19 protein-coding genes are annotated in these 19,550 nt (G+C 65.4%); 14 read left to right on the plus strand and 5 right to left on the minus strand.

Going from position 1 to position 19,550, the window contains the following annotated elements:
• Together MRBLMA1_RS16740 and pdxH are read right to left on the minus strand one after the other, a co-directional pair.
• Nucleotides 1-211, minus strand: a 211-nt coding sequence (locus MRBLMA1_RS16740; RefSeq protein WP_363738264.1) for a cation:dicarboxylate symporter family transporter, incomplete at its 3' end; no start/stop codon positions are given.
• A 173-nt stretch (nt 212-384) separates the two neighbouring features.
• The gene (pdxH, locus tag MRBLMA1_RS16745) at nt 385-960 is read right to left on the minus strand and encodes a pyridoxamine 5'-phosphate oxidase (protein WP_363738266.1); all 576 of its coding nucleotides are present in this window, start codon (nt 958-960) and stop codon (nt 385-387) included.
• Between the two features lie 123 nt (nt 961-1,083).
• On the opposite strand from pdxH, the gene MRBLMA1_RS16750 reads away from it, so the two are divergent.
• The 6 genes from MRBLMA1_RS16750 (at nt 1,084) to MRBLMA1_RS16775 (ending at nt 7,989) form a co-directional block, all read left to right on the plus strand.
• A complete protein-coding gene (locus tag MRBLMA1_RS16750) occupies nt 1,084-2,034 on the plus strand; it encodes a J domain-containing protein (protein WP_363738268.1) in 951 nt (316 codons plus the stop codon).
• 14 nt (nt 2,035-2,048) lie between these two features.
• Nucleotides 2,049-3,017, plus strand: coding sequence for a YihY/virulence factor BrkB family protein (locus MRBLMA1_RS16755; RefSeq protein ID WP_363738270.1), 969 nt, complete (start codon nt 2,049-2,051; stop codon nt 3,015-3,017).
• Nucleotides 3,014-3,820, plus strand: coding sequence for an enoyl-ACP reductase FabI (fabI, locus tag MRBLMA1_RS16760; RefSeq protein ID WP_363738272.1), 807 nt, complete (start codon nt 3,014-3,016; stop codon nt 3,818-3,820). Before MRBLMA1_RS16755 ends, fabI begins: the two co-directional genes overlap by 4 nt.
• Nucleotides 3,821-3,916: 96 nt before the next feature.
• Entirely contained in the window at nt 3,917-4,993 is a 1,077-nt protein-coding gene (aroC, locus tag MRBLMA1_RS16765) for a chorismate synthase (protein WP_363738273.1), read from the plus strand.
• 335 nt (nt 4,994-5,328) lie between these two features.
• Nucleotides 5,329-7,107 carry an SLC13 family permease gene (locus MRBLMA1_RS16770; protein ID WP_363738275.1) on the plus strand — a complete coding sequence of 593 codons (1,779 nt, stop codon included), beginning with the start codon at nt 5,329-5,331 and terminating at the stop codon, nt 7,105-7,107.
• A 93-nt stretch (nt 7,108-7,200) separates the two neighbouring features.
• Complete coding sequence (locus MRBLMA1_RS16775) at nt 7,201-7,989, plus strand: PhzF family phenazine biosynthesis protein (protein ID WP_363738277.1); 789 nt, start codon at nt 7,201-7,203, stop codon at nt 7,987-7,989.
• A gap of 240 nt (nt 7,990-8,229) precedes the next feature.
• On the opposite strand, the gene MRBLMA1_RS16780 is transcribed toward MRBLMA1_RS16775, so the two are convergent.
• Nucleotides 8,230-9,354: a serine hydrolase domain-containing protein gene (locus MRBLMA1_RS16780; protein WP_363738279.1), complete on the minus strand. Its 1,125-nt coding sequence runs from the start codon at nt 9,352-9,354 to the stop codon at nt 8,230-8,232.
• A gap of 94 nt (nt 9,355-9,448) precedes the next feature.
• Between MRBLMA1_RS16780 and MRBLMA1_RS16785 the strand changes: the two genes are divergently transcribed.
• The 4 genes from MRBLMA1_RS16785 (at nt 9,449) to MRBLMA1_RS16800 (ending at nt 13,457) form a co-directional block, all read left to right on the plus strand.
• Nucleotides 9,449-9,763 carry a hypothetical protein gene (locus tag MRBLMA1_RS16785; RefSeq protein WP_166666358.1) on the plus strand — a complete coding sequence of 105 codons (315 nt, stop codon included), beginning with the start codon at nt 9,449-9,451 and terminating at the stop codon, nt 9,761-9,763.
• A gap of 40 nt (nt 9,764-9,803) precedes the next feature.
• Complete coding sequence (gene recQ / locus MRBLMA1_RS16790) at nt 9,804-11,576, plus strand: DNA helicase RecQ (RefSeq protein WP_363738281.1); 1,773 nt, start codon at nt 9,804-9,806, stop codon at nt 11,574-11,576.
• Nucleotides 11,577-11,844: 268 nt separating this feature from the next.
• Nucleotides 11,845-12,273: a TIGR01244 family sulfur transferase gene (locus tag MRBLMA1_RS16795; protein ID WP_020820263.1), complete on the plus strand. Its 429-nt coding sequence runs from the start codon at nt 11,845-11,847 to the stop codon at nt 12,271-12,273.
• Nucleotides 12,273-13,457: an NAD(P)/FAD-dependent oxidoreductase gene (locus tag MRBLMA1_RS16800; RefSeq protein ID WP_363738940.1), complete on the plus strand. Its 1,185-nt coding sequence runs from the start codon at nt 12,273-12,275 to the stop codon at nt 13,455-13,457. The genes MRBLMA1_RS16795 and MRBLMA1_RS16800 overlap by 1 nt, the downstream gene beginning before the upstream one ends.
• Before the next feature lie 245 nt (nt 13,458-13,702).
• Here the strand turns inward: MRBLMA1_RS16800 and dmeF are convergent, their stop codons facing one another.
• Nucleotides 13,703-14,710 carry a CDF family Co(II)/Ni(II) efflux transporter DmeF gene (dmeF, locus tag MRBLMA1_RS16805; RefSeq protein WP_363738283.1) on the minus strand — a complete coding sequence of 336 codons (1,008 nt, stop codon included), beginning with the start codon at nt 14,708-14,710 and terminating at the stop codon, nt 13,703-13,705.
• On the minus strand, nt 14,707-14,979 hold the full coding sequence (locus MRBLMA1_RS16810; protein WP_363738285.1) for a metal/formaldehyde-sensitive transcriptional repressor: 273 nt from the start codon (nt 14,977-14,979) through the stop codon (nt 14,707-14,709). Before MRBLMA1_RS16810 ends, dmeF begins: the two co-directional genes overlap by 4 nt.
• Nucleotides 14,980-15,054: 75 nt before the next feature.
• On the opposite strand from MRBLMA1_RS16810, the gene crtY reads away from it, so the two are divergent.
• The 4 genes from crtY (at nt 15,055) to MRBLMA1_RS16830 (ending at nt 19,475) form a co-directional block, all read left to right on the plus strand.
• Nucleotides 15,055-16,218 carry a lycopene beta-cyclase CrtY gene (gene crtY, locus MRBLMA1_RS16815; RefSeq protein ID WP_363738287.1) on the plus strand — a complete coding sequence of 388 codons (1,164 nt, stop codon included), beginning with the start codon at nt 15,055-15,057 and terminating at the stop codon, nt 16,216-16,218.
• A 10-nt stretch (nt 16,219-16,228) separates the two neighbouring features.
• Nucleotides 16,229-17,710, plus strand: coding sequence for a phytoene desaturase (locus MRBLMA1_RS16820; RefSeq protein WP_363738289.1), 1,482 nt, complete (start codon nt 16,229-16,231; stop codon nt 17,708-17,710).
• A 14-nt stretch (nt 17,711-17,724) separates the two neighbouring features.
• Complete coding sequence (locus tag MRBLMA1_RS16825) at nt 17,725-18,306, plus strand: TIGR00730 family Rossman fold protein (protein WP_363738291.1); 582 nt, start codon at nt 17,725-17,727, stop codon at nt 18,304-18,306.
• 221 nt (nt 18,307-18,527) lie between these two features.
• On the plus strand, nt 18,528-19,475 hold the full coding sequence (locus MRBLMA1_RS16830) for a phytoene/squalene synthase family protein (RefSeq protein WP_363738293.1): 948 nt from the start codon (nt 18,528-18,530) through the stop codon (nt 19,473-19,475).
• The last annotated feature ends 75 nt before the right edge of the window (nt 19,476-19,550 follow it).

Raw genomic sequence — 19,550 nt, forward strand, 5'->3', positions numbered from 1 at the left:
TATGCGCGATGCCCGCCACCAGAGTGGAGAAGACCAGGGGCGCAATGATCATCTTGATCAGATGCAGGAAGATGTCGGCCAGCAGGTGGTAATAGCCCGCCACATCCTTCGCCAGCGTCTTGTCGCCACCCACCCAGATATTGGTGGCAAAGCCCACGATCACCCCTAGAACCATGCCTGTCAGGATGAACGCCGTCAGTCGATTTCGCATCTTTTTCCTTTAACCGGCGCGTGGGCGCACCGCATGCATGGTCTTTCCTGATGGTGGCCATCTCTAACAGCCACCCGCAACGCCCGCAATCGAAGGCAGATCTCTGCCGTCATCGCATTAGACGAATGAGGAGCCATATTCCGCGCCTCGCCCGACGCGGCAAATCCGTGGCATCAGGGATAGAGCAGTCCTTCGCGCCAGCCCTCCGCGGACCGTTCGAACAGGCGGCGCTCATGCAGGCGATGTTCGCGATCCTGCCAGAATTCGATGCGTTCGGCCACGACGCGAAAGCCCGACCAGTGCGGCGGACGCGGCACCGGCCCGCCATCGAAGCGCAGGCTGACTTCCTCATAGCGGGCCATGAACAGGTCGCGCGACTCCAGCGGGCGCGACTGGTCGGAGGCCCATGCCCCCAACTGGCTGTCGCGGCTGCGCGACGCGAAATAGGCGTCGGCCATGGCGTCGTCGACCGGGCTCACCGGCCCTTCGATGCGGATCTGCCGCCGCAGCGACTTCCAGTGGAACAGCAGCGCAGCGTGCGGATTGGCCAGCAGTTCTCCCGCCTTGCGTCCCTCGAAATTGGTGTAGAACAGGAAACCGTCCGGCCCATGCCCCTTCAGCAGCACCATCCGCACCGCAGGCCGTCCACGCGCGTCGGCGGTGGCGAGGGCCATGGCGTTGCTGTCGTTGATCTCGGTTTCGCGCGCCTCGGCATACCAGGCATCGAACAGGACGAAGGGGTCGGTCATGCGCGGTGATGTACGCCCCTGCCAAAGCCATGTCGATAAGGCTTTCCCACGCTTGAACGATCCCGCGGCTTTCGCCACATAGGGCGCAGACGGTTTTTCATGCAGAAGGATATGTTAGCGGCAATGGCTGATCCCTACTCCACTCTGGGCGTCGCGCGCGGCGCGAGCGAGGCAGAGATCAAGTCGGCTTATCGAAAGCTCGCCAAGGAACTGCATCCTGACCGGAACAAGGACAATCCGAACGCAGCGGAGAAGTTTTCCGCCGTCACCAGTGCCTATGACCTGCTGTCGGACAAGGACAAGCGTGCCCGTTTCGACCGGGGCGAAATCGATGGCGAAGGCAATCCGACTTCGCCCTTCGGTTTCGGCGGGGCCGGGGCCGGGGCCGGGGGCGGGGGCTTCCGGGGCCGGCCGGGACCAAATGGCGGGTTCGAGTTTCAGGAGGGCGGCGCCGATTTCGGCGACATATTCGAAGGGCTTTTCGGCGGCGGCGCAGGGCGGCGCGGCGGCGCGGGCGGAGGCTTTGGCGGTTTCGGCCGGGGCGCACCGCCGCAAAAGGGCGCGAACGTCACCTATCGCCTGGCGGTCCAGTTCGTCGACGCCGCGACGCTCGCGCCCCAGCGGATCACGCTTCAGGACGGCAAGACCATCGACCTCAAACTGCCTGCGGGCGTCGAGACGGGCACGCAGATGCGGCTTTCCGGCAAGGGGCAGCAGGGCCCCGGCGGCGCGGGCGACGCCATCGTCACCATAGAGGTGAAACCGCACCCCTTCTTCACCCGCGACGGCGACAATGTGCTGCTTGACCTGCCCATCACCCTGGACGAGGCGGTGCAGGGCGCGAAGGTCAAGGTGCCCACGGTCGACGGCCCGGTCATGCTCGGCGTGCCGGCGGGCGCCTCCTCCGGCAAGACGCTGCGCCTGCGCGGCAAGGGCTTCACGGGCAAGGATGGCCAGCGCGGCGATCAGCTCGTCACCCTGCTGATCGACGTGCCGGCGGACGATCCAGCGATCAGGGCGCTGGTCGAAGGGTGGCGCGACAGCCGCGCCGTGCGGACCCATCTGGGCGTTTGAAGGGTTAGGGGGGAATGCCGCAACCGTCCCCCTATTCCCCCGAATCCCGCCGCCAGCGGCTCGCCGAAGAAGCCCGCACCAAGTTCAACCGCCACATCGCGCGCGTGCGGCCCGGCAGCCATGCCTTCGAAATCGCCAAACGGGTGGTGGTCGGCACCTATAGCGACGGTTTCATCCATGCCGGGAACCTTGCCTATCTCTCTTTGATGACGCTGTTTCCCTTTTTCATCGTGGCGGCAGCAGTGGCCAGCATCTTCGGCCGCTCGCAGGACGGGCTGTCAGCGGTCAGCGCCTTTCTGGAAACGGTGCCGCCCGGCGTGGCGGAGGTGGTGCGCCAGCCGATCGTCGACGTGCTCAATGCCCGCACGGGGCCGCTGCTCTGGCTGGGTGGGCTGGTCGGGCTGTGGACCGTAGGCAGCCTCATAGAGACGATCCGTGACATATTGCGCCGCGCTTATGGGACCAAGAGTACGCGCCCCTTCTGGCATTATCGCCTGACCGCCATCGGCATCACGCTGATCAGCGTCTTTGCGGTGATGTTCGCCTTTTCCATGCAGGTCATCATCACCGGCATCGACCAGTTCCTGCACCAGATCCTGCCCTTTGCCGACCAGGCGATCCGGATCGTCGCCGTGACCAAGCTGGCCCCGATGGCGATCCTGTGCGTCGCGCTCTATTATCTCTACGTCTCCCTGACCCCCAGCCTGTACAAGGATTCCTGCTTTCCCAAATTGCCCGGCGCCATTGCCACGGCGCTGTGGTGGTATGGCGTGACCCTGCTGCTGCCGGTCACGCTTTCGCTGCTGGGCGGTTATGACCGGACCTATGGCAGCCTGGCCGGGGTGATGATCACGCTCATTTTCTTCTTCCTTGTCGGGCTTGGCGTGGTAATTGGCGCGGAATTGAATGCGGCGCTGGCGGAGTTCCCGGAAGAGGAAGCCGCCGCCGCCGCGCAGGTCGACAAAGGGAACGGAACAAGATGACAGGCTTGATGGCGGGAAAACGCGGTCTGATCATGGGACTGGCGAATGACAAGTCGCTCGCCTGGGGCATATCGAAGGCGCTGCACGCCCAGGGCGCGGAACTGGCCTTTTCCTACCAGGGCGACGCGCTGGCCAAGCGGGTGAGGCCGCTGGCGGAGGAACTGGGTTCCGACTTCCTGATCGATTGCGACGTGTCTGACATGGAAAAGCTCGACACCGCCTTTGACGAGGTCAAGGCGCGCTGGGGCAAGCTGGATTTCGTGGTCCATGCCATCGGCTTTTCCGACAAGAACGAACTGCGCGGCAAATATGTAGACACCAGCCTGGAAAACTTCCTGCTGACGATGAATATCTCCGCCTACAGCTTCGTGGCGGTGGCCCGGCGCGCGCGGGCGCTGATGGCGGAGGGCGGAAGCCTGCTGACGCTCAGCTACTATGGCGCGGAAAAGGTCATCCCCCATTACAATGTGATGGGCGTGGCCAAGGCGGCGCTGGAAACCAGCGTCAAATATCTGGCGATGGACCTGGGCCCGGAGAATATCCGCGTCAATGCCATCTCCGCCGGCCCGATCAAGACGCTGGCGGCGAGCGGCATCGGCGATTTCCGCTACATCATGAAGTGGAACGAGCTGAACAGCCCACTCCGCCGCAATGTGACGATCGAAGATGTGGGCGGCGCCGGCCTCTATCTCCTCTCCGATCTGGCGGCGGGCGTGACCGGTGAAATCCACCATGTCGATGCGGGCTACAACGTCATTGGCATGAAGGCCGAAGACGCGCCCGACATCGCGCTGGACAAATAGGCTATAACCCCCTCTCCCTTCATGGAGGGGGAGGGGCCTGCCGCGAAGCGGCGGGAGGGCGAGGGTGAAAAGGCCCTCCCCCAAGGAAAGGCAAGCATGAGCTTCAACACCTTCGGCCGCGTCTTCCGCTTCTCGACCTGGGGCGAATCCCATGGCCCCGCCATCGGTGCGGTGGTCGACGGCTGCCCTCCGGGCCTGCCGTTGAGCGAAGCCGACATCCAGCCCTATCTCGACAAGCGCAAGCCCGGCACGTCGAAATTCACCACCCAGCGCCGCGAAGCGGACGAGGTGCGCATCCTGTCCGGCGTGTTCGAGGGCAAGACCACCGGCACCCCGATCAGCCTGATGATCGAGAATACCGACCAGCGCTCCAAGGATTATTCGGAAGTGGCCAAGGCCTATCGCCCCGGCCATGCCGACTATGCCTATGACGCCAAATATGGTTTTCGCGACTATCGCGGCGGCGGCCGATCGTCGGCTCGCGAAACCGCAAGCCGCGTGGCGGCGGGTGCGGTTGCGCGGCTTGTCATCCCTGATGTCGACATCTTCGCCTATGTCAGCGAAATCGGCGGCGACGCCATCGACCATGCCCGCTTCGACGCGAGCGAGATCGACAATAATCCCTTTTTCTGTCCCGATCGGGAAGCGGCGAAGCGCTGGGAAAAGCTGGTGGACGAGGCACGGCTGGACGGCTCGTCGCTCGGGGCGGTCGTGGAATGTATCGCCAGTGGCGTTCCAGCGGGGTGGGGGGCGCCCCTCTATGCCAAGCTGGACAGTGAACTGGCCGCCGCGATGATGAGCATCAATGCGGTGAAGGGGGTAGAGATCGGCGACGGTTTCGCGGCCGCGCGCCTGCGCGGCGAGCAGAATGCCGATCCGATGCGGCCGGGCAATGACGGCAATCCCGTCTTCCTTGCCAACCATGCGGGGGGAATTGCGGGGGGCATCGCAACCGGCCAGCCGATCAAGGTTCGCATCGCCTTCAAGCCGACCAGCTCGATTCTGATTCCGGTCGAAACCGTCACCCGCGAAGGCGCGGCGTCGGACATCATCACCAAGGGCCGCCATGACCCCTGCGTCGGCATTCGCGGCGTGCCCGTGGTGGAGGCGATGATGGCGCTGGTGCTGGCCGACCAGAAACTACTCCATCGCGCGCAGTGCGGAGAGGGCTGATCCAGGGTTGTGCCGCGTCCCTGCCTGCGGAGGAGCAGGCCTGATGCAGGGCAGGAGACCTCCATCCTGCCTCACAACGCGCCGAATCGACGTATTCTTTCGATAAAGGCATGATTCGCGCGAGACGACTCAGCCAATCTGCGGTAACATCATCGTCATAGATCGCCCGCGGGAGGGCGAGCGGCAGTGCGTAAGCCTGGGGAGCGTCACCATGGTTTCCATGGACTGACGGTCAAAACGTCCCCTTCAGCCGCGAACACGGGCCAGCCATGCAACCATGGCTGGCCCATTTCGTTGATGCAGCGCGCGAAAACGCGATCCGGGGCACAAGACGCATGCATTTCATCACCGCGCTGATCGGCGTCTATCGCGCGGAGATCGGGCTTGTCATCCTTGCGCTGATGTTCGTCGCCTTTGTGCGCGAACGCTATTCCCCCACCGTCGTTTCGGTGGTCGGCGCCTGCGCCTTCGCGCTGCTGGGCATGCTCGACGAAAAGGACCTGTTCTCCGTCTTCTCCAATAGTGCGCCGCTGACGGTGGGGGCGATGTTCGTGCTTTCCGGCGCGCTGATCCGCACCGGAACGATCAACCGCGTCGCCGACCTGGTCATGGCCCGTGCTCAGCGCCACCCGCGGCTGGTGCTGGCCGAAGTCACGCTCGGCACCGTCGTCCTTTCGGCCTTTCTCAACAACACGCCCGTCGTGGTCCTGCTGATCCCGATCATGTTCAAGCTGGCGCAGGCGACCGGCTATCCGGTCAAGAAGCTGCTGATCCCGATGAACGCCATCGCCGTGCTGGGCGGCTGCATGACGCTGATCGGCACATCGACCAACCTGATCGTCGCGGGCATCGCCGCTGACCAGGGTATGGCGCCCTTCGGCATATTCGACATCACACCCTATGGGCTGGCAGGGGTGGGCGCCGGCGTCGCTGCGCTGGCCGGGCTGTCCTTCCTGCTGCCCAGCGACCCGCCCTCCATCGCGGGCGAGAATGGCGGCAATGTGCAGGATTATCTGACCGAACTCATCGTCTCGCGGGACAGCGACCTGATCGGCCGCACTATCGGCTCCCTGTCGATCTTCGGCCGTTCCGCCAGCCTTCTTGGCCTCAAGAGGGCGGGGGAGATACGGCGCCGGGGAATAGAGGCGGAACAACTGCACGCCGGCGATCGCCTGCTGGTCCATGCGGACGGCGCGATGATCATGACCCTGCGCGATTCCGGTGACTTCGACATCGGCCTGGCCGCCGCGTCCGAGACGCCCGCCGGCGGCACGGTCATCGAAGCGATGATCGCCCCCAGCCATCCGTCCATCGGGGAACGGCTGATCGACATTTCCTTCCTCCATGCGCTGCGCGTGCGGATCATCGGCATTCACCGGGCGCGCCACTTGCCGGGCCCCGACCTTGGCGAAACCCGTGTGCGGGGCGCCGATCGCCTGTTGATCGCGGGCAGCGACGACAGCATCCGCTCGCTCAAGGACAATGCCCATCTGATCGGCGTCGACATCAGCCGCACGCGCGCCTTCCGTCCGCGCAAGGCATGGATCGCGATCCTTGCCCTGACCGCGGTTGTGCTGCTGTCGGCCATCAACCTCGTCGGCATCGGCCTCGCCGCCTTCCTCGCGGTGGGCGTGATTCTCGTCACCCGGTGCATCGACCCGGAGGAAGCCTGGGCCGCGATCGACGGCGACGTGCTGATCCTGATCTTCGCGATGCTGGCGGTCGGGCTGGCGCTCGAACAGGCGGGCAGCGTCGCACTGATGGTCGGATGGATCAAGCCGGTGCTCGCCGCCGCGCCGGCATGGTCGCTGGTGTTCCTCATCTATTTCTTCGCGCTGCTGCTGTCCGAACTGCTCAGCAACAATGCGGTCGCGGCGCTGCTCACGCCGCTGACGATCGCGCTGGCCCACCAGCTGGGCACTGATCCGCGCCCTCTGGTGATCGCGCTGATGATCGGCGCGTCGGCCTGTTTCGCCACGCCGATCGGCTATCAGACCAACGCGCTGGTCTATGCGGCGGGCGACTATCGCTTTTCCGATTTCGTGCGGATCGGGATTCCGCTCAATCTCATCGTCGGGCTGGCGGTGTGCACCACGCTCGTCCTGCTGGCGTGAAGCACCAGGCCGCGCCAAGCCATTTTCGCCGGATCGGCCCTATGCCGACGCCGGGCGCACCGCCATGATGGGCGTCGGAATAAAGGATTGCCCGTGACCAGCCTGCCCATCATTCAGGTCGACGCCTTCGCCGACGCGCCCTTTACCGGCAATCCGGCTGCGGTCATGCCGCTCGGCCGGTGGCTGGAGGATGCGACGCTCCAGGCGATAGCGGCGGAAAACAACCTGTCGGAGACGGCCTTCACCGTACCCACGCCCGATGATCCAGAGGCGGATTATGCGCTGCGCTGGTTCACGCCGGCGGTGGAGGTGAAGCTCTGTGGCCATGCCACGCTGGCCAGCGGCCATGTGCTGATGGCCGGACGCACCGCCATCCGCTTCCGAACGCGACAGGCGGGCGTCCTCAGCGTATCGCGTGATCGGGACGGCTATGCCCTCTCTCTTCCCGCCTGGCCCACCGAGCCCAAACCGCTGCCGGAACTGGCGGCAGCCATGGGCGGGGAGGTTCTGGAAAGCCATTGGCGCGAAGGGGGCTATGCGATCTTCGTCTATCGCGATGCCGCGGCGATCCATGCGCTGGAACCGGATTTCGCGACGCTGAAGAAGGCCGGGCCCATCCTGCTGATTGCCACGGCCCCTGGGGAGGACAGCGACATCGTCAGCCGCGTCTTCGTCCCCGGCGCCGGCATAGACGAGGATCCCGTCACCGGCTCGGCCCATTGCCTGCTCACGCCCTATTGGGCCAGGCGGCTCGACCGGGTCCGGCTCACCGCTTTCCAGGCCTCGCGGCGCGGCGGGCGATTGCTCTGCCAGCTTTCAGGGGACCGGGTGATCCTGACCGGCGCTTGCCGGACGGTGATCGAAGGGAATTTCCTGCTTTAGAGCGATTTCCAGGCGATCGGAACCGATCGCTGGTCAAGAAAACGCGGCAAACAAGGAATCCAGAGCGGCGAGCTGATTCAATCAGATCAAAACCCGCTCTATAGTATCGTGCGCAAAAACGATGCGACATCAAAACCATAGAGCGCGCTGCATGACTCGAATCTAACGCAATGCGCTCTGGAGAGGCATGGATCGACTGCGGCTGAACCTGTTTCTGTCCAGGCTGGGACATTCCCCCCGTCACCGCGAATAAAGCCCGACGAGCTTCGCCAGCCCCGCCTTCACCGCGTCGCGCTCCTCTTTGTCGGGCGACATGCCCAGCCGCACGATCGTCAGGCGCTGGGATGGGGAAACAAGTATATACTGCCCCCCATGCCCGACGCAGCCAAACAGGCTGCGCGGGCCCCGGCCGGGCATCAGCGCGCTTTCCTCGCTGTCGCGGTTCAGCCAAAGATGCGCCCCATAGGCGGCATTGCGCGGCGATGGCGTCCGCATATGGTCGACCCATTTTTCCGGCACGATCTGATGGCCCGCCACGCCGCGTCCCTGATTGCGCAACAATTCCCCGAATCGGGCATAGTCGCGCGCCGTCATATGCATGAAGCTGCCGCCGATCATCGTCCCGGCCGCATCATATTCCACCGTCAGGCTGTTGAGGCGCGCCGGTACTTTCAGCCGCCCGTCGATGAACATCTGCATCGCCCGCCGCCGCGCCCCGGGATCGGTGCTGTTGGTCAGCATGCGCGCCATCAGGTCGGCCAGGATGATGCTGTTGCCCGTCGAGTAGGAAAAGCTGGTACCGGGCGCATGGGCGAGCGGCTTCGCCTCCGCAAAGGCGCCCATGTCCTGCGCACCGTCGGTGAACAGCATCCTTATCGTGTCGGCCTCCGCCAGCGGTTCCCTGTCCTCGACATGATCGAGGCCGGACGTCATCGCCAGCAACTGCCGCAGGGTGATGCGGCCCCTTGGATCTCCCGGTTGGCCCCAGGCGGCGACAGGCACGGGGGCGTCAAGCGCCAGCCGTCCGTCCGATACCATCAGCCCGATCAGAACCGCCGTCACGCTCTTGGCCAGGGACCAGGACGGCAGCTTCGTCTGCGGCGCATAGCCGGGCGCATAGCGCTCCGCCACGATCTCGCCGTCGTGCATGACGACCAGCGCCCGTGTTTCGCCCACTGCATCCTCGAACAGCGGGTCGATGGCGGCGCGCAGGGCCGCGGCATCGGCATCCGAATCGCCGGTGACATGATAGACCGGCTCCGGCCCCGCTGCGGCGCGTACCGTCCACAGCCCGGCCATGGCGAGAATCGCCAAAATGCCACCCCATGCGCCAAGGCGCTTTACGCTTTTCCGCTCAAGCCTCATAAGCCGCGCCCTAGAGCATTTCCGGGCCCGGCGAAATGGTCCGCCGGCCTGGGATGGAGTATCGAACACAGCGCGGGAAGCGGGGAAGGGGTGCATGTCCGGTCGCCCGAAATGGATTTACCTGGCCTTGGCGGCGGCGGCATTGCCGCTCGTGCTGCTGGCGTGGAACTGGAGCGTGTTGCGCGCCAGGGCGCAGGTCGGCGCAGGATTTGGCGCGCGCGTCACCTGCTCCTGCCGCTATGTCGAGGGCCGCTCCATGGAAAGCTGCAAGGGGGACAAGGAACCGGGCATGTGGGCCGTATCGCTGAAGGACCTGCCCGAAACGCGATCGGTCAGCGCGGCGGTGCCTTTGCTCGCGTCCCGCACCGCGCGCTACCAGCCCGGCTGGGGATGCCTGCTGGAACCCTAAGGCTGGCCCTCCACCCGTTGAGCCGTTAGAGCCGTCCGCCATGCGGCCCGACATCCCGACCCTCCTCCACGATATTTTCGGTTTTCCCGGTTTCCGGGGCGTGCAGGAACAGGTGGTGGGGCGCATCATGGCGGGCCAGCCGACGCTGGCGATCATGCCGACCGGCGCGGGCAAATCGCTCTGCTACCAGCTTCCCGCAGTTGCGCTGGATGGTTGCTGCGTGGTCGTGTCGCCGCTGATCGCGCTGATGCACGACCAGCTTCGCGCCGCGCAGGCGGTCGGCATCCGCGCCGCCAGCCTGACGAGCGTCGATACCGACTGGCGCGAAACGCAGGACCGGCTGCGCAATGGCGATCTCGACCTGCTCTACGTTGCGCCCGAACGCGCGAGCGGAGAGGGGTTCCGCAACCTGCTGCGCACCGCGAAGATCGCGCTCTTCGCCATTGACGAGGCCCATTGCGTATCCGAATGGGGTCATGATTTCCGTCCGGACTATCGCCTGCTGCGCCCGCTGCTGGACGAATTTCCCGATGTTCCTCGCCTCGCGCTGACCGCCACGGCCGATCATCACACCCGCGACGATATTCTCGTCCAGCTCGGCATTCCCGGTGACGGCCTGATCATCGCGGGCTTTGACCGGCCCAACATCCGCTATACCGTCCATCCAAGGGATGGTTTGCCGCGCCAGCTTTCCGAACTGATCGCCAGCCAGGCCGGCCCCGGCATCGTCTATGCTCCAACGCGTGCCGCCGCCGAGAAACTGGCCGAGACGCTCGGCAGGGCAGGCCGCCCGACCCGTGCGTATCATGCCGGTCTCGACCCGCAGGTCCGCGCCGCCAACCAGGCTGCCTTCATCGCCAGCGAGGATATGGTGATGGTAGCCACCATCGCCTTTGGCATGGGGATCGACAAGCCTGACGTCCGTTTCGTCGCCCATGCGGCGCTGCCCAAGTCGATCGAGGGATATTATCAGGAATCCGGCCGCGCCGGCCGCGATGGTGAACCGGCGCAGGCGCATCTCTTCTGGGGCGCCGACGATTTCGCCCGCGCCCGCCAACGAATCGGCGAACTCGACCCGCTGCGCCAGCAGGGCGAACGCGCCCGGATCACCGCGCTGGGCGGGCTGGTCGAGACCGGCACCTGCCGCCGCGCCATATTGCTCCGTCATTTTGGAGAAAATCCGCCGCCTGTCTGCGGCAATTGCGACAATTGCCTGAACCCGCCGCCCAGCATCGACGCGACGCAGACGGCGCGCAAATTCCTGTCCGCTGTTTATCGCACCGGCCAGAGCTTTGGCGTCGGCCATATCGAGCAGGTGCTGATCGGCGCCGTCAGCGACAGGATCCGTGAGCGGGGCCATGACAAGATATCGGTCTACGGTATTGTCGAAGGGGAGGAGACGGCGCTGTTGCGTCCCGTCTCCCGCGCCCTGCTGGTCCGGGACGCGCTCCAGACCAACGAGCATGGCGGGCTGGAATTCGGCCCCAACGCCCGTCCGATCCTGCGCGGGGAGGAGGAGGTCAGCCTGATCCTGCCGCCCCGCAAGGAGCGCCGCCGCAAGAGCGCCCGCAACGGCAGTGCCGAAAATCCGGTGGGCGATCCGCTGTTCGACGCGCTGCGGGCCTGCCGCCGCGCACTGGCGCAGGAAGCGGGCGTGCCGCCCTATGTCATCTTCCACGATTCAACCCTGCGCGAAATGGCGGAGCAACGCCCGACGAACCTGGCCGAACTGGGGCACATCAGCGGGATAGGCCAGCGCAAGCTCGACGCCTATGGCGACGCCTTCCTCGCGGCGATCCGGCCTTATCTTTGATCGAACAAGATAAGGATTAACTGCCGTACTCCTGCGAAGGCGGGAGCCCAGTCCTGCCGTCTGAACTAGAGTGATTTCCGGGCGATCGGAACCGATCGCTGGTTAAGAAATCGCGGCAAACAAGGAAACCAGAGCGGCGATCTGATTCAATCAGATTGAAACCCGCTCCGCGCTCCCGCCTTCGCGCCGAGCACGGTGCTACTTAGCCCATACCCCCTTGAATCCCGTAGCCCACAAGCGCAAGGAGACCCGCAAAGGAGTTCCGCCCATGTTCCGCCAGCTTACCAAAAGCCTCTATGTCTCTCCACAGATCAGCGTCGATCAGGTGGCGGAGGCCAAGGCGCTGGGCGTGACGGTGATCATCAACAATCGCCCCGACGACGAGGAACCGGGCCAGACCAACGGCGCGGAGATCGAGGCTGCGGCCAAGGCCGCGGGTATCGCCTATGCTGCCGTCCCGGTGGCCCATGGCGGCTTCGCCCCGTGGCAGCTCGACGGCATGGCCGCTGCGCTGGAACAGGCGGGGGAGGGCAAGATACTGGCCTATTGCCGCTCTGGCACCCGCAGCACCCTGCTCTGGGCGCTGACCCGCGCCCGCGCCGGCGACCATCCCGCCGCCCTTGCCGAACAGGCCGCGTCGGCCGGCTATGATGTCGCCCCGGTCCGCCAGATCATGGACGCGCTCGCCGCCGGTTGATGGCGCCCGCAGCGGAAACCTATGACGCCATCGTGCTTGGCGCTGGCGGCGCCGGCTTGCTGTGCGCGGCCGTGGCGGGGCAGAGGGGCAGGCGCATCCTGGTCATCGACCATGCCGACCAGCCGGGAAAGAAGATCCTGATTTCCGGCGGCGGCCGCTGTAATTTCACCAATATCCACACCGCGCCTGACCGCTATCTGTCGGCCAACCCCCATTTCGCCAAGTCGGCGCTGCGCCGCTACACGCCGCAGGACTTCCTCGCGCTTGTCGAGCGCCATGGGATCGCCTGGCATGAAAAGACGCTGGGGCAGCTTTTCTGTGACCAGAGTGCTCGCCAGATCGTCGCCATGCTGCTGGCCGAATGCGAAGCGGGCGGCGTCACCATGCGGCTGGGCCACGCCATCGCCGCCGTCAGCCACGCGGACGGCCGGTACAGCGTCACCCATGGCGGCAGGACCGCCACCGCCCCCGCGCTGGTGATCGCCACGGGCGGTCCCTCCATCCCGAAAATCGGCGCGACGGCTTTCGCCTATGACCTCGCCCGCCAATTCGGTCTCAAGGTGGTGGAGCCCCGCCCGGCGCTTGTTCCCCTCACCCTGGGCGGCGAAGAACTGCTGTTCCGTTCCCTTTCGGGTGTCTCGACCGAAGTCGTGGCGCGCTACGGTAAGGCCGCCTTCCGCGAAGCCGCGCTGCTTACCCATCGCGGTCTGTCCGGCCCGGCCATATTGCAGATTTCCTCCTATTGGCGGCATGGGGAGGCGATCATCCTCGATTTCCTGCCCGATCAATCGCCAGGCTGGCTGACGGAGGTGAAGCGGAGCAGGCCGCGCGTCACGCTGGCGCAAAGCCTGCGCGCCTGCCTGCCCGACCGTCTGGCAGATGCACTTGCCGAGCGGCTGGCACTCGCCGGCGACCTCGGCAATGTTCCCGACCGCAAGCTCCAGGACATCGAACGCCGCCTCTCCGCCTGGTCCTTCACGCCCAACGGCACGGAAGGCTTCGCCAAGGCGGAAGTCACTGTTGGCGGCATCTCTACCGCCGGCCTGTCGTCACAGACGATGGAGGCGCGCCATCTCCCCGGCCTCTACGCCATAGGCGAGGCGGTCGACGTCACCGGATGGCTGGGTGGCTATAATTTCCAATGGGCCTGGGCCAGCGGCTGGGTGGCCGCCCAATATCTCTGAAGCGGTTTTCCATTCGAGCGAAGCAAAAGCGGCCCCGGCGCAAGGGACGCCGGGGCCGCAAAGAGGGGGTGTCCCGGCGGGAGGGGGGAGAAAGCCGGGACAGCGCAGAAATAGGAGGGTCCATTTAAGTTTCAAGATGCTACGGAGAATTTTCTTCGGACGGGTTCGCCTGCTCCGCGGCTTCGATGGCCTCCTCTGCCTTTCGGCTCAGGCTGCAATTCGCGGAGAGAGGTTCGGAGGCGATCCTATCCGCACTCGACCGTCACATGCTCCATGCGCGGCAAGGCACGGACCTGACGGCGCACGGCCGCGACATCCGCGCCGGGGGCAAGGCTGACGATCGCGGCATGGGCATGCGGCCCGATGCGCCAGACATGCAGATCGCGGATGGTCGCGCCTTCCGCTTCCGCCAATGCCTTGATCCGCTCCATCAGCGCCGGTTCGGCCGTGTCGAGCAGGATTGCGGCGGTATCTTTCATCAACCCCCAGGCCCATCGCGCGATCACCACCGCACCCAGCAGGCCTACGGCAGGGTCGAGCCACCACCAGCCCATATAGCGCCCGGCCAGCAGCGCCCCGATCGCCAGCACCGACGTCAATGCGTCGGTCAGCACATGCACATAGGCGGCGCGCAGATTATTGTCGGCATGCTTGCCGCCATGATCATGGTCATGCCCATGCCCCTCATGCCCATGATCATGCCGATGATCATGGCTGTGGTCGTGGCCCAGCAGCAGGGCGCTGATCAGGTTGATGACCAGGCCGATCACCGCGACCAGCGTCGCTTCGCCGAACGCGACCTTCACCGGCTCGAAGAAACGCATTGCCGATTCGACCGCGATGAACAGCGCCGTGAATGCCAGGATCAGCGCGGAGGCGAAGCCGGACAGGTCGCCCACCTTGCCGGTACCAAAGGTATAGCGGGGATTGCGCGCATGCCGCCGGGCATAGCCATAGGCCGCCGCCGCCACCGCCAGCGCGCCCGCATGCGTCGCCATGTGGAAGCCGTCGGCCAGCAACGCCATCGACCCTGTCAGCCAGCCGAAGATGATCTCGACCACCATGGTCGCCGCTGTCAGCCACACCACCCAGATCGTCTTGCGGGCATTCTCGTCATGTCCGCGGGTCAGGTAGATATGGTCGAAATAGTGGCTTTGCTCGCCATCGTCCGTCGCGCCGGACGGATAGCCATGGTCGGGATTGTGAGGATGGTGGTGGTGGCCATGGCCCCCATGATCGTCATGCATGCTCATTTCCCGTAACGCCGGATCAGCGCCAGCATTTCCTCCGCCGCGGCCTGTCGCGCTTCGTCGCTGATGCCGGGCCGGGCGACATGTTCCAGCATATGCTGCTCGATCAGTTCTTCCATCAGGCTGCCGACAGCGCCCCGGACGGAGGCGACGAGCTGCAATGTTTCCGAACAACCCGCATCGCCCGACAATTGCCGTTCGACCGCGCCGATCTGCCCGGCGATGCGGCGCACCCGCGCCAAAAGCTTGTCCCGATCCGCCACGATATGCATAGGATACCCCCCTATACTATATTGCGCCGGAAATCAATCCGTGCATTTCCCCGCCCAGCCCCTAACAAGGGTGCGATGACGACCGGGGCGGAATATGATCTGGCGATAGTGGGCGGCGGCCTTGCGGGCAGCCTGACCGCGCTTGCCTTCGCCGCACGTCACCCGGATGTTTCGCTGTGCCTTCTGGAAAGCGACGACAGGCTGGGCGGCAATCATATCTGGTCCTTTTTCGACAGCGATGTGGACAGCCGGGATCGCTGGCTGGTCGAACCGCTGATCGCCCATCGCTGGGCGGAGGGCTATGAGGTCCGCTTTCCCGGCCACTGTCGCGGGCTTGCCGTGCCTTATAACAGCATCACCTCGGCACGGCTGGACAGCCATGTCCGCCGGACGCTCGGCAATGCCGTGCTGACCGGTGCCGAGGCAGCCGAACTGACGCCGGTCAGCGTCACTCTGGCCGATGGCCGCGTGATCCGCGCAAAAGCGGTACTGGACACGCGGGGAGGGGGGGATCTTTCGGCGCTGCGCTGCGGCTGGCAGAAATTCATCGGCCAGACCCTGCGTCTGCAAGTCCCCCACGGGCTTGCCCGCCCGGTCATCATGGACGCGACCGTCGATCAGCTGGACGGCTATCGCTTCGTCTATCTGCTGCCCCGGGACGACAGGACGGTCTTTGTCGAGGATACTTATTACAGCGACGCGCCCGACCTCGACCTGCCCGTGCTCCAGGCGCGGATCGCCACCTATGCGCGTGCACAGGGCTGGCAGGTGGAGGCGGTCGTCCACAGCGAGAGCGGCGTCCTTCCCGTCGTCCATGGCGGCGATTTCGATCGCTTCTGGCCGCAGGAGGACCCGGTCGCGCGGCTGGGGACGCGGGCGGCGCTGTTCCAGCCGATGACCGGCTATTCCCTGCCCGATGCGGTGCGTTTCGCGCTGCGGCTGGTCGATGAATGGCCGCTGGAGGGCGCGCTTCTGGCCCAGGCCACACGCGGCTGGGCGAAGGACCATTGGCGACAGGGCCTCTATTATCGCCTGCTTGGCCGTATGCTGTTCGGTGCCGCCCGGCCGACGGAACGCCGGCGCATATTCGAGCGCTTCTATCGCCTCGATCCGGCGTTGATCGGCCGCTTCTATGCGGGCCGCTCGACGCTGCGGGACCGTATCCGCATCTTGTGCGGGCGGCCCCCCGTGCCCATAAGGAACGCCATGCGCGCATTGCTGAGCCCTCCCGCCCGATGAACCCACCCCGATGAACCGGAAAGCAATCGTCATCGGTGCTGGCTTTGGCGGCCTTGCACTGGCCATCCGCCTGCAGTCCGCGGGAATCGACACGGTACTGGTCGAGGCGCGGGACCGGCCGGGCGGCCGCGCCTATATGTGGGAAAAGGACGGCTTCGTCTTCGACGCGGGCCCGACCGTCATCACCGATCCCGACTGTCTGGGCGAGTTGTGGCGCCTGTCCGGCCACGACATGGCAGAGGATGTCGATCTGGTTCCCGTCACGCCCTTCTATCGCCTCAACTGGCGCGACGGGACGAATTTCGACTATTCCAATGACGAGACTGCGCTCCGCGCCCAGATCGCCCGGCTGAACCCGGAGGATGTCGCGGGCTATGAGAGCTTCCTCGACTATGCCGACGGCGTTTATCAGGAGGGATATCGCAAGCTCGGCTCCGTCGCCTTTCTCGATTTCGCATCCATGGTCCGCGCCGCGCCCGCGCTGGCGAAGCATCAGGCCTGGCGCTCGGTCTATTCGGTCGTCTCCTCCCATGTGAAGAATGAGAAGCTGCGTCAGGCGCTGTCCTTCCACACGCTGCTGGTCGGCGGCAATCCGTTGCGGACCAGTTCGATCTATGCCCTGATCCACAAGCTGGAAAAGGACGGCGGCGTCTGGTTCGCGAAGGGCGGTACCAACCGCCTGGTCCAGGCGATGGCGACGCATTTCGAGCGGCTGGGCGGCACGCTGCGTCTGGCCGATCCGGTGGTGCAGATCGAAACCTATGGCGATCGCGCCGTTGCCGTGCGCACCGCTTCGGGCTGGCGCGGGGAGGCGGATGCCGTCGCCTCCAACGCGGACCTGATGCACAGCTATCGGGACCTGGTCGGCCATCATCCCCGGGGCGAGAAGCAGGCAGAGAAACTCGCCCGCAAACGCTGGTCGCCCAGCCTGTTCGTGCTGCATTTCGGCATCAGGGGGAGCTGGCCGGGCATACCGCACCATATGATCCTGTTCGGCCCCCGCTATGAGGGGCTGTTGACCGATATCTACGACCATGGCGTCCTGCCGCAGGATTTCTCTCTCTACCTGCATCATCCGACCGTCACTGATCCCGGCATGGCGCCGGAGGGTCATTCGACCTTCTATGCGCTCGCCCCGGTGCCGCATATGGGCAAGCTGCCGATCGATTGGGATCGGTTCGCGCCGGTCTATGCCGAACGCATATTGGACGAAATCCAGCATCGCCTGATTCCCGACATCCGTTCGCGCATCGTCACGCAGTTCCACTATGCCCCGCCTGATTTCCGCCGCGACCTGTCGGCGCATCTGGGCAGTGCGTTCAGCCTGGAGCCGCTGCTCACGCAAAGCGCCTGGTTCCGCGCGCATAATCGCGACGACGTCATTCCCAACCTCTATCTGGTCGGGGCGGGAACGCATCCGGGCGCGGGCATCCCCGGCGTCGTCGGCAGCGCCAAGGCGACCGCCGCGCTGATGCTGGAAGACCTGGCCTGAGGGGTGAAGGACTGATGAAGAGACTGGCTGTCTATTGCGGCTCGGCCACGCCGGTGGACCCGGCCCATGTCGATGCGGCCCGCCATGTGGGACGTGCTCTGGCCCAACGGGGCATAGGCGTCGTTTATGGCGGCGGCCGGCTTGGTCTGATGGGGGCGGTCGCCGATGCGGCACTGGAAGCCGGCGGTGAAGTGATCGGCGTGATTCCCGAGGCGCTGGTCGGCGCCGAAGTCGCCCATCGCGGCTGCACGGAACTGCATGTCGTGCAGACCATGCACCAGCGCAAGCAGCTTTTCACCGACCTGTCGGACGGCTTCGTGACGTTGCCCGGCGGCGTCGGCACGATGGATGAATTGTGGGAGGCGATCAGCTGGGCCCAGCTCGGCTATCACCGGAAGCCTGTGGGCCTGCTCAATGTCGCGGGCTTTTACGACCAACTCATAGCCTTCAACCAGCATATGGTGGAGGCGGGCTTCATCCGCGCGCAGCACGCCAATATACTGATCCACGCCAATGCGATCGAGGCATTGCTCGACAGGATGGCCGCCTATCAGCCGCATGAAACCATCTTTGCGATGAAGGCCGACCGGCTGTGAACTCCTAGAGCGATTTCCAGGCGATCGGACCCGATCGCTGGTCAGGAAATCGCGGCAAACAAGGAATCCAGAGCGGCGAGCTGATTCAATCAGATCAAAACCCGCTCTAATGCCCTTCCGACTTGCGTCGCGACGGGGCAAGTGACTCGACGTGGGCGCTGGGGCAGGGCATGTCCGAAGCCATGGACCCAAGCCCTCCGCCCACCCCCTCCGCAGGCAGCATGGCAGCTCTCGACCGCGCCGCCCTGATCGTCCAGGCCCGCGAGAGCATCGCTCGAGGCTCCAAATCCTTCGCTCTCGCCTCTCGGCTGTTCGACCGTCGAACCCGGGAAAGGGCATGGCTGCTCTATGCCTGGTGCCGCAAATGCGACGATATCGCGGACGGACAGGATCATGGCGGCACGATGCGCGGCGTCGCCGACGGCGCGGCACGCCTTGCCAGCATGCGCGCGCTCACCGGCTCGGCGCTTCGGGGCGAACCGACGGGCGATCCGGCCTTCGACGGCTTCGGCCTGGTCATGCGGGAATGCGCGATTCCGGAGCGCTACGCCCATGACCTGATCGAAGGCTTCGCCCTCGACGCCCGCGAATGGCGCCCCCGCAGCGAAGCGGACATGCTGCGCTATTGCTATCATGTCGCGGGCGCGGTGGGTTGCATGATGGCGATCCTGATGGGCGTCGATCCTGGTGATGAGGCGACGCTCGACCGTGCCTGCGATCTGGGCCTGGCCTTCCAGCTTGCCAATATCGCCCGCGACATCAGCGAAGATGAGGCCGCCGATCGCTGCTATTTGCCGGAAGAATGGCTCGTCGAAATGGACATTCCGCCCGGCGAGCACATGAAACCCTGGGCTCGTCCACGTCTTGCCGTCCTGGCCCGCCGCCTGGCCGACATGGCCGCCGTCCATGAGGAAAGCGCCCGCCATGGCACCGGGGCATTGCCGCCACGCTCAGCCTGGGCGGTGCTTGCCGCCGCTGGCATCTATGGGGACATCGCCCGCGAGGTGGCCCGCCGCGGCGAGCATGCCTGGGACCATCGCGTCACCACGCCCAAGGGCGACAAGCTGGGCTGGGTCTTCCGCGCCGGGCTCCAGGTGCCGGGCCGTGCCCGCCGTTGGTCCGCAACGCAGGAGCGTCCCGCATCCTTGTGGACCCGGCCCCGGAACTGACAGGCAAAAGAAGCTGACGGGCAAAAAAAGGGACCGATACTTGCGCATCGGTCCCCAGGGATGTTCGCAGGAGGA

Source organism: Sphingobium sp. LMA1-1-1.1, assembly GCF_040676365.1.
In the GTDB taxonomy this organism is placed as follows: domain Bacteria; phylum Pseudomonadota; class Alphaproteobacteria; order Sphingomonadales; family Sphingomonadaceae; genus Sphingobium.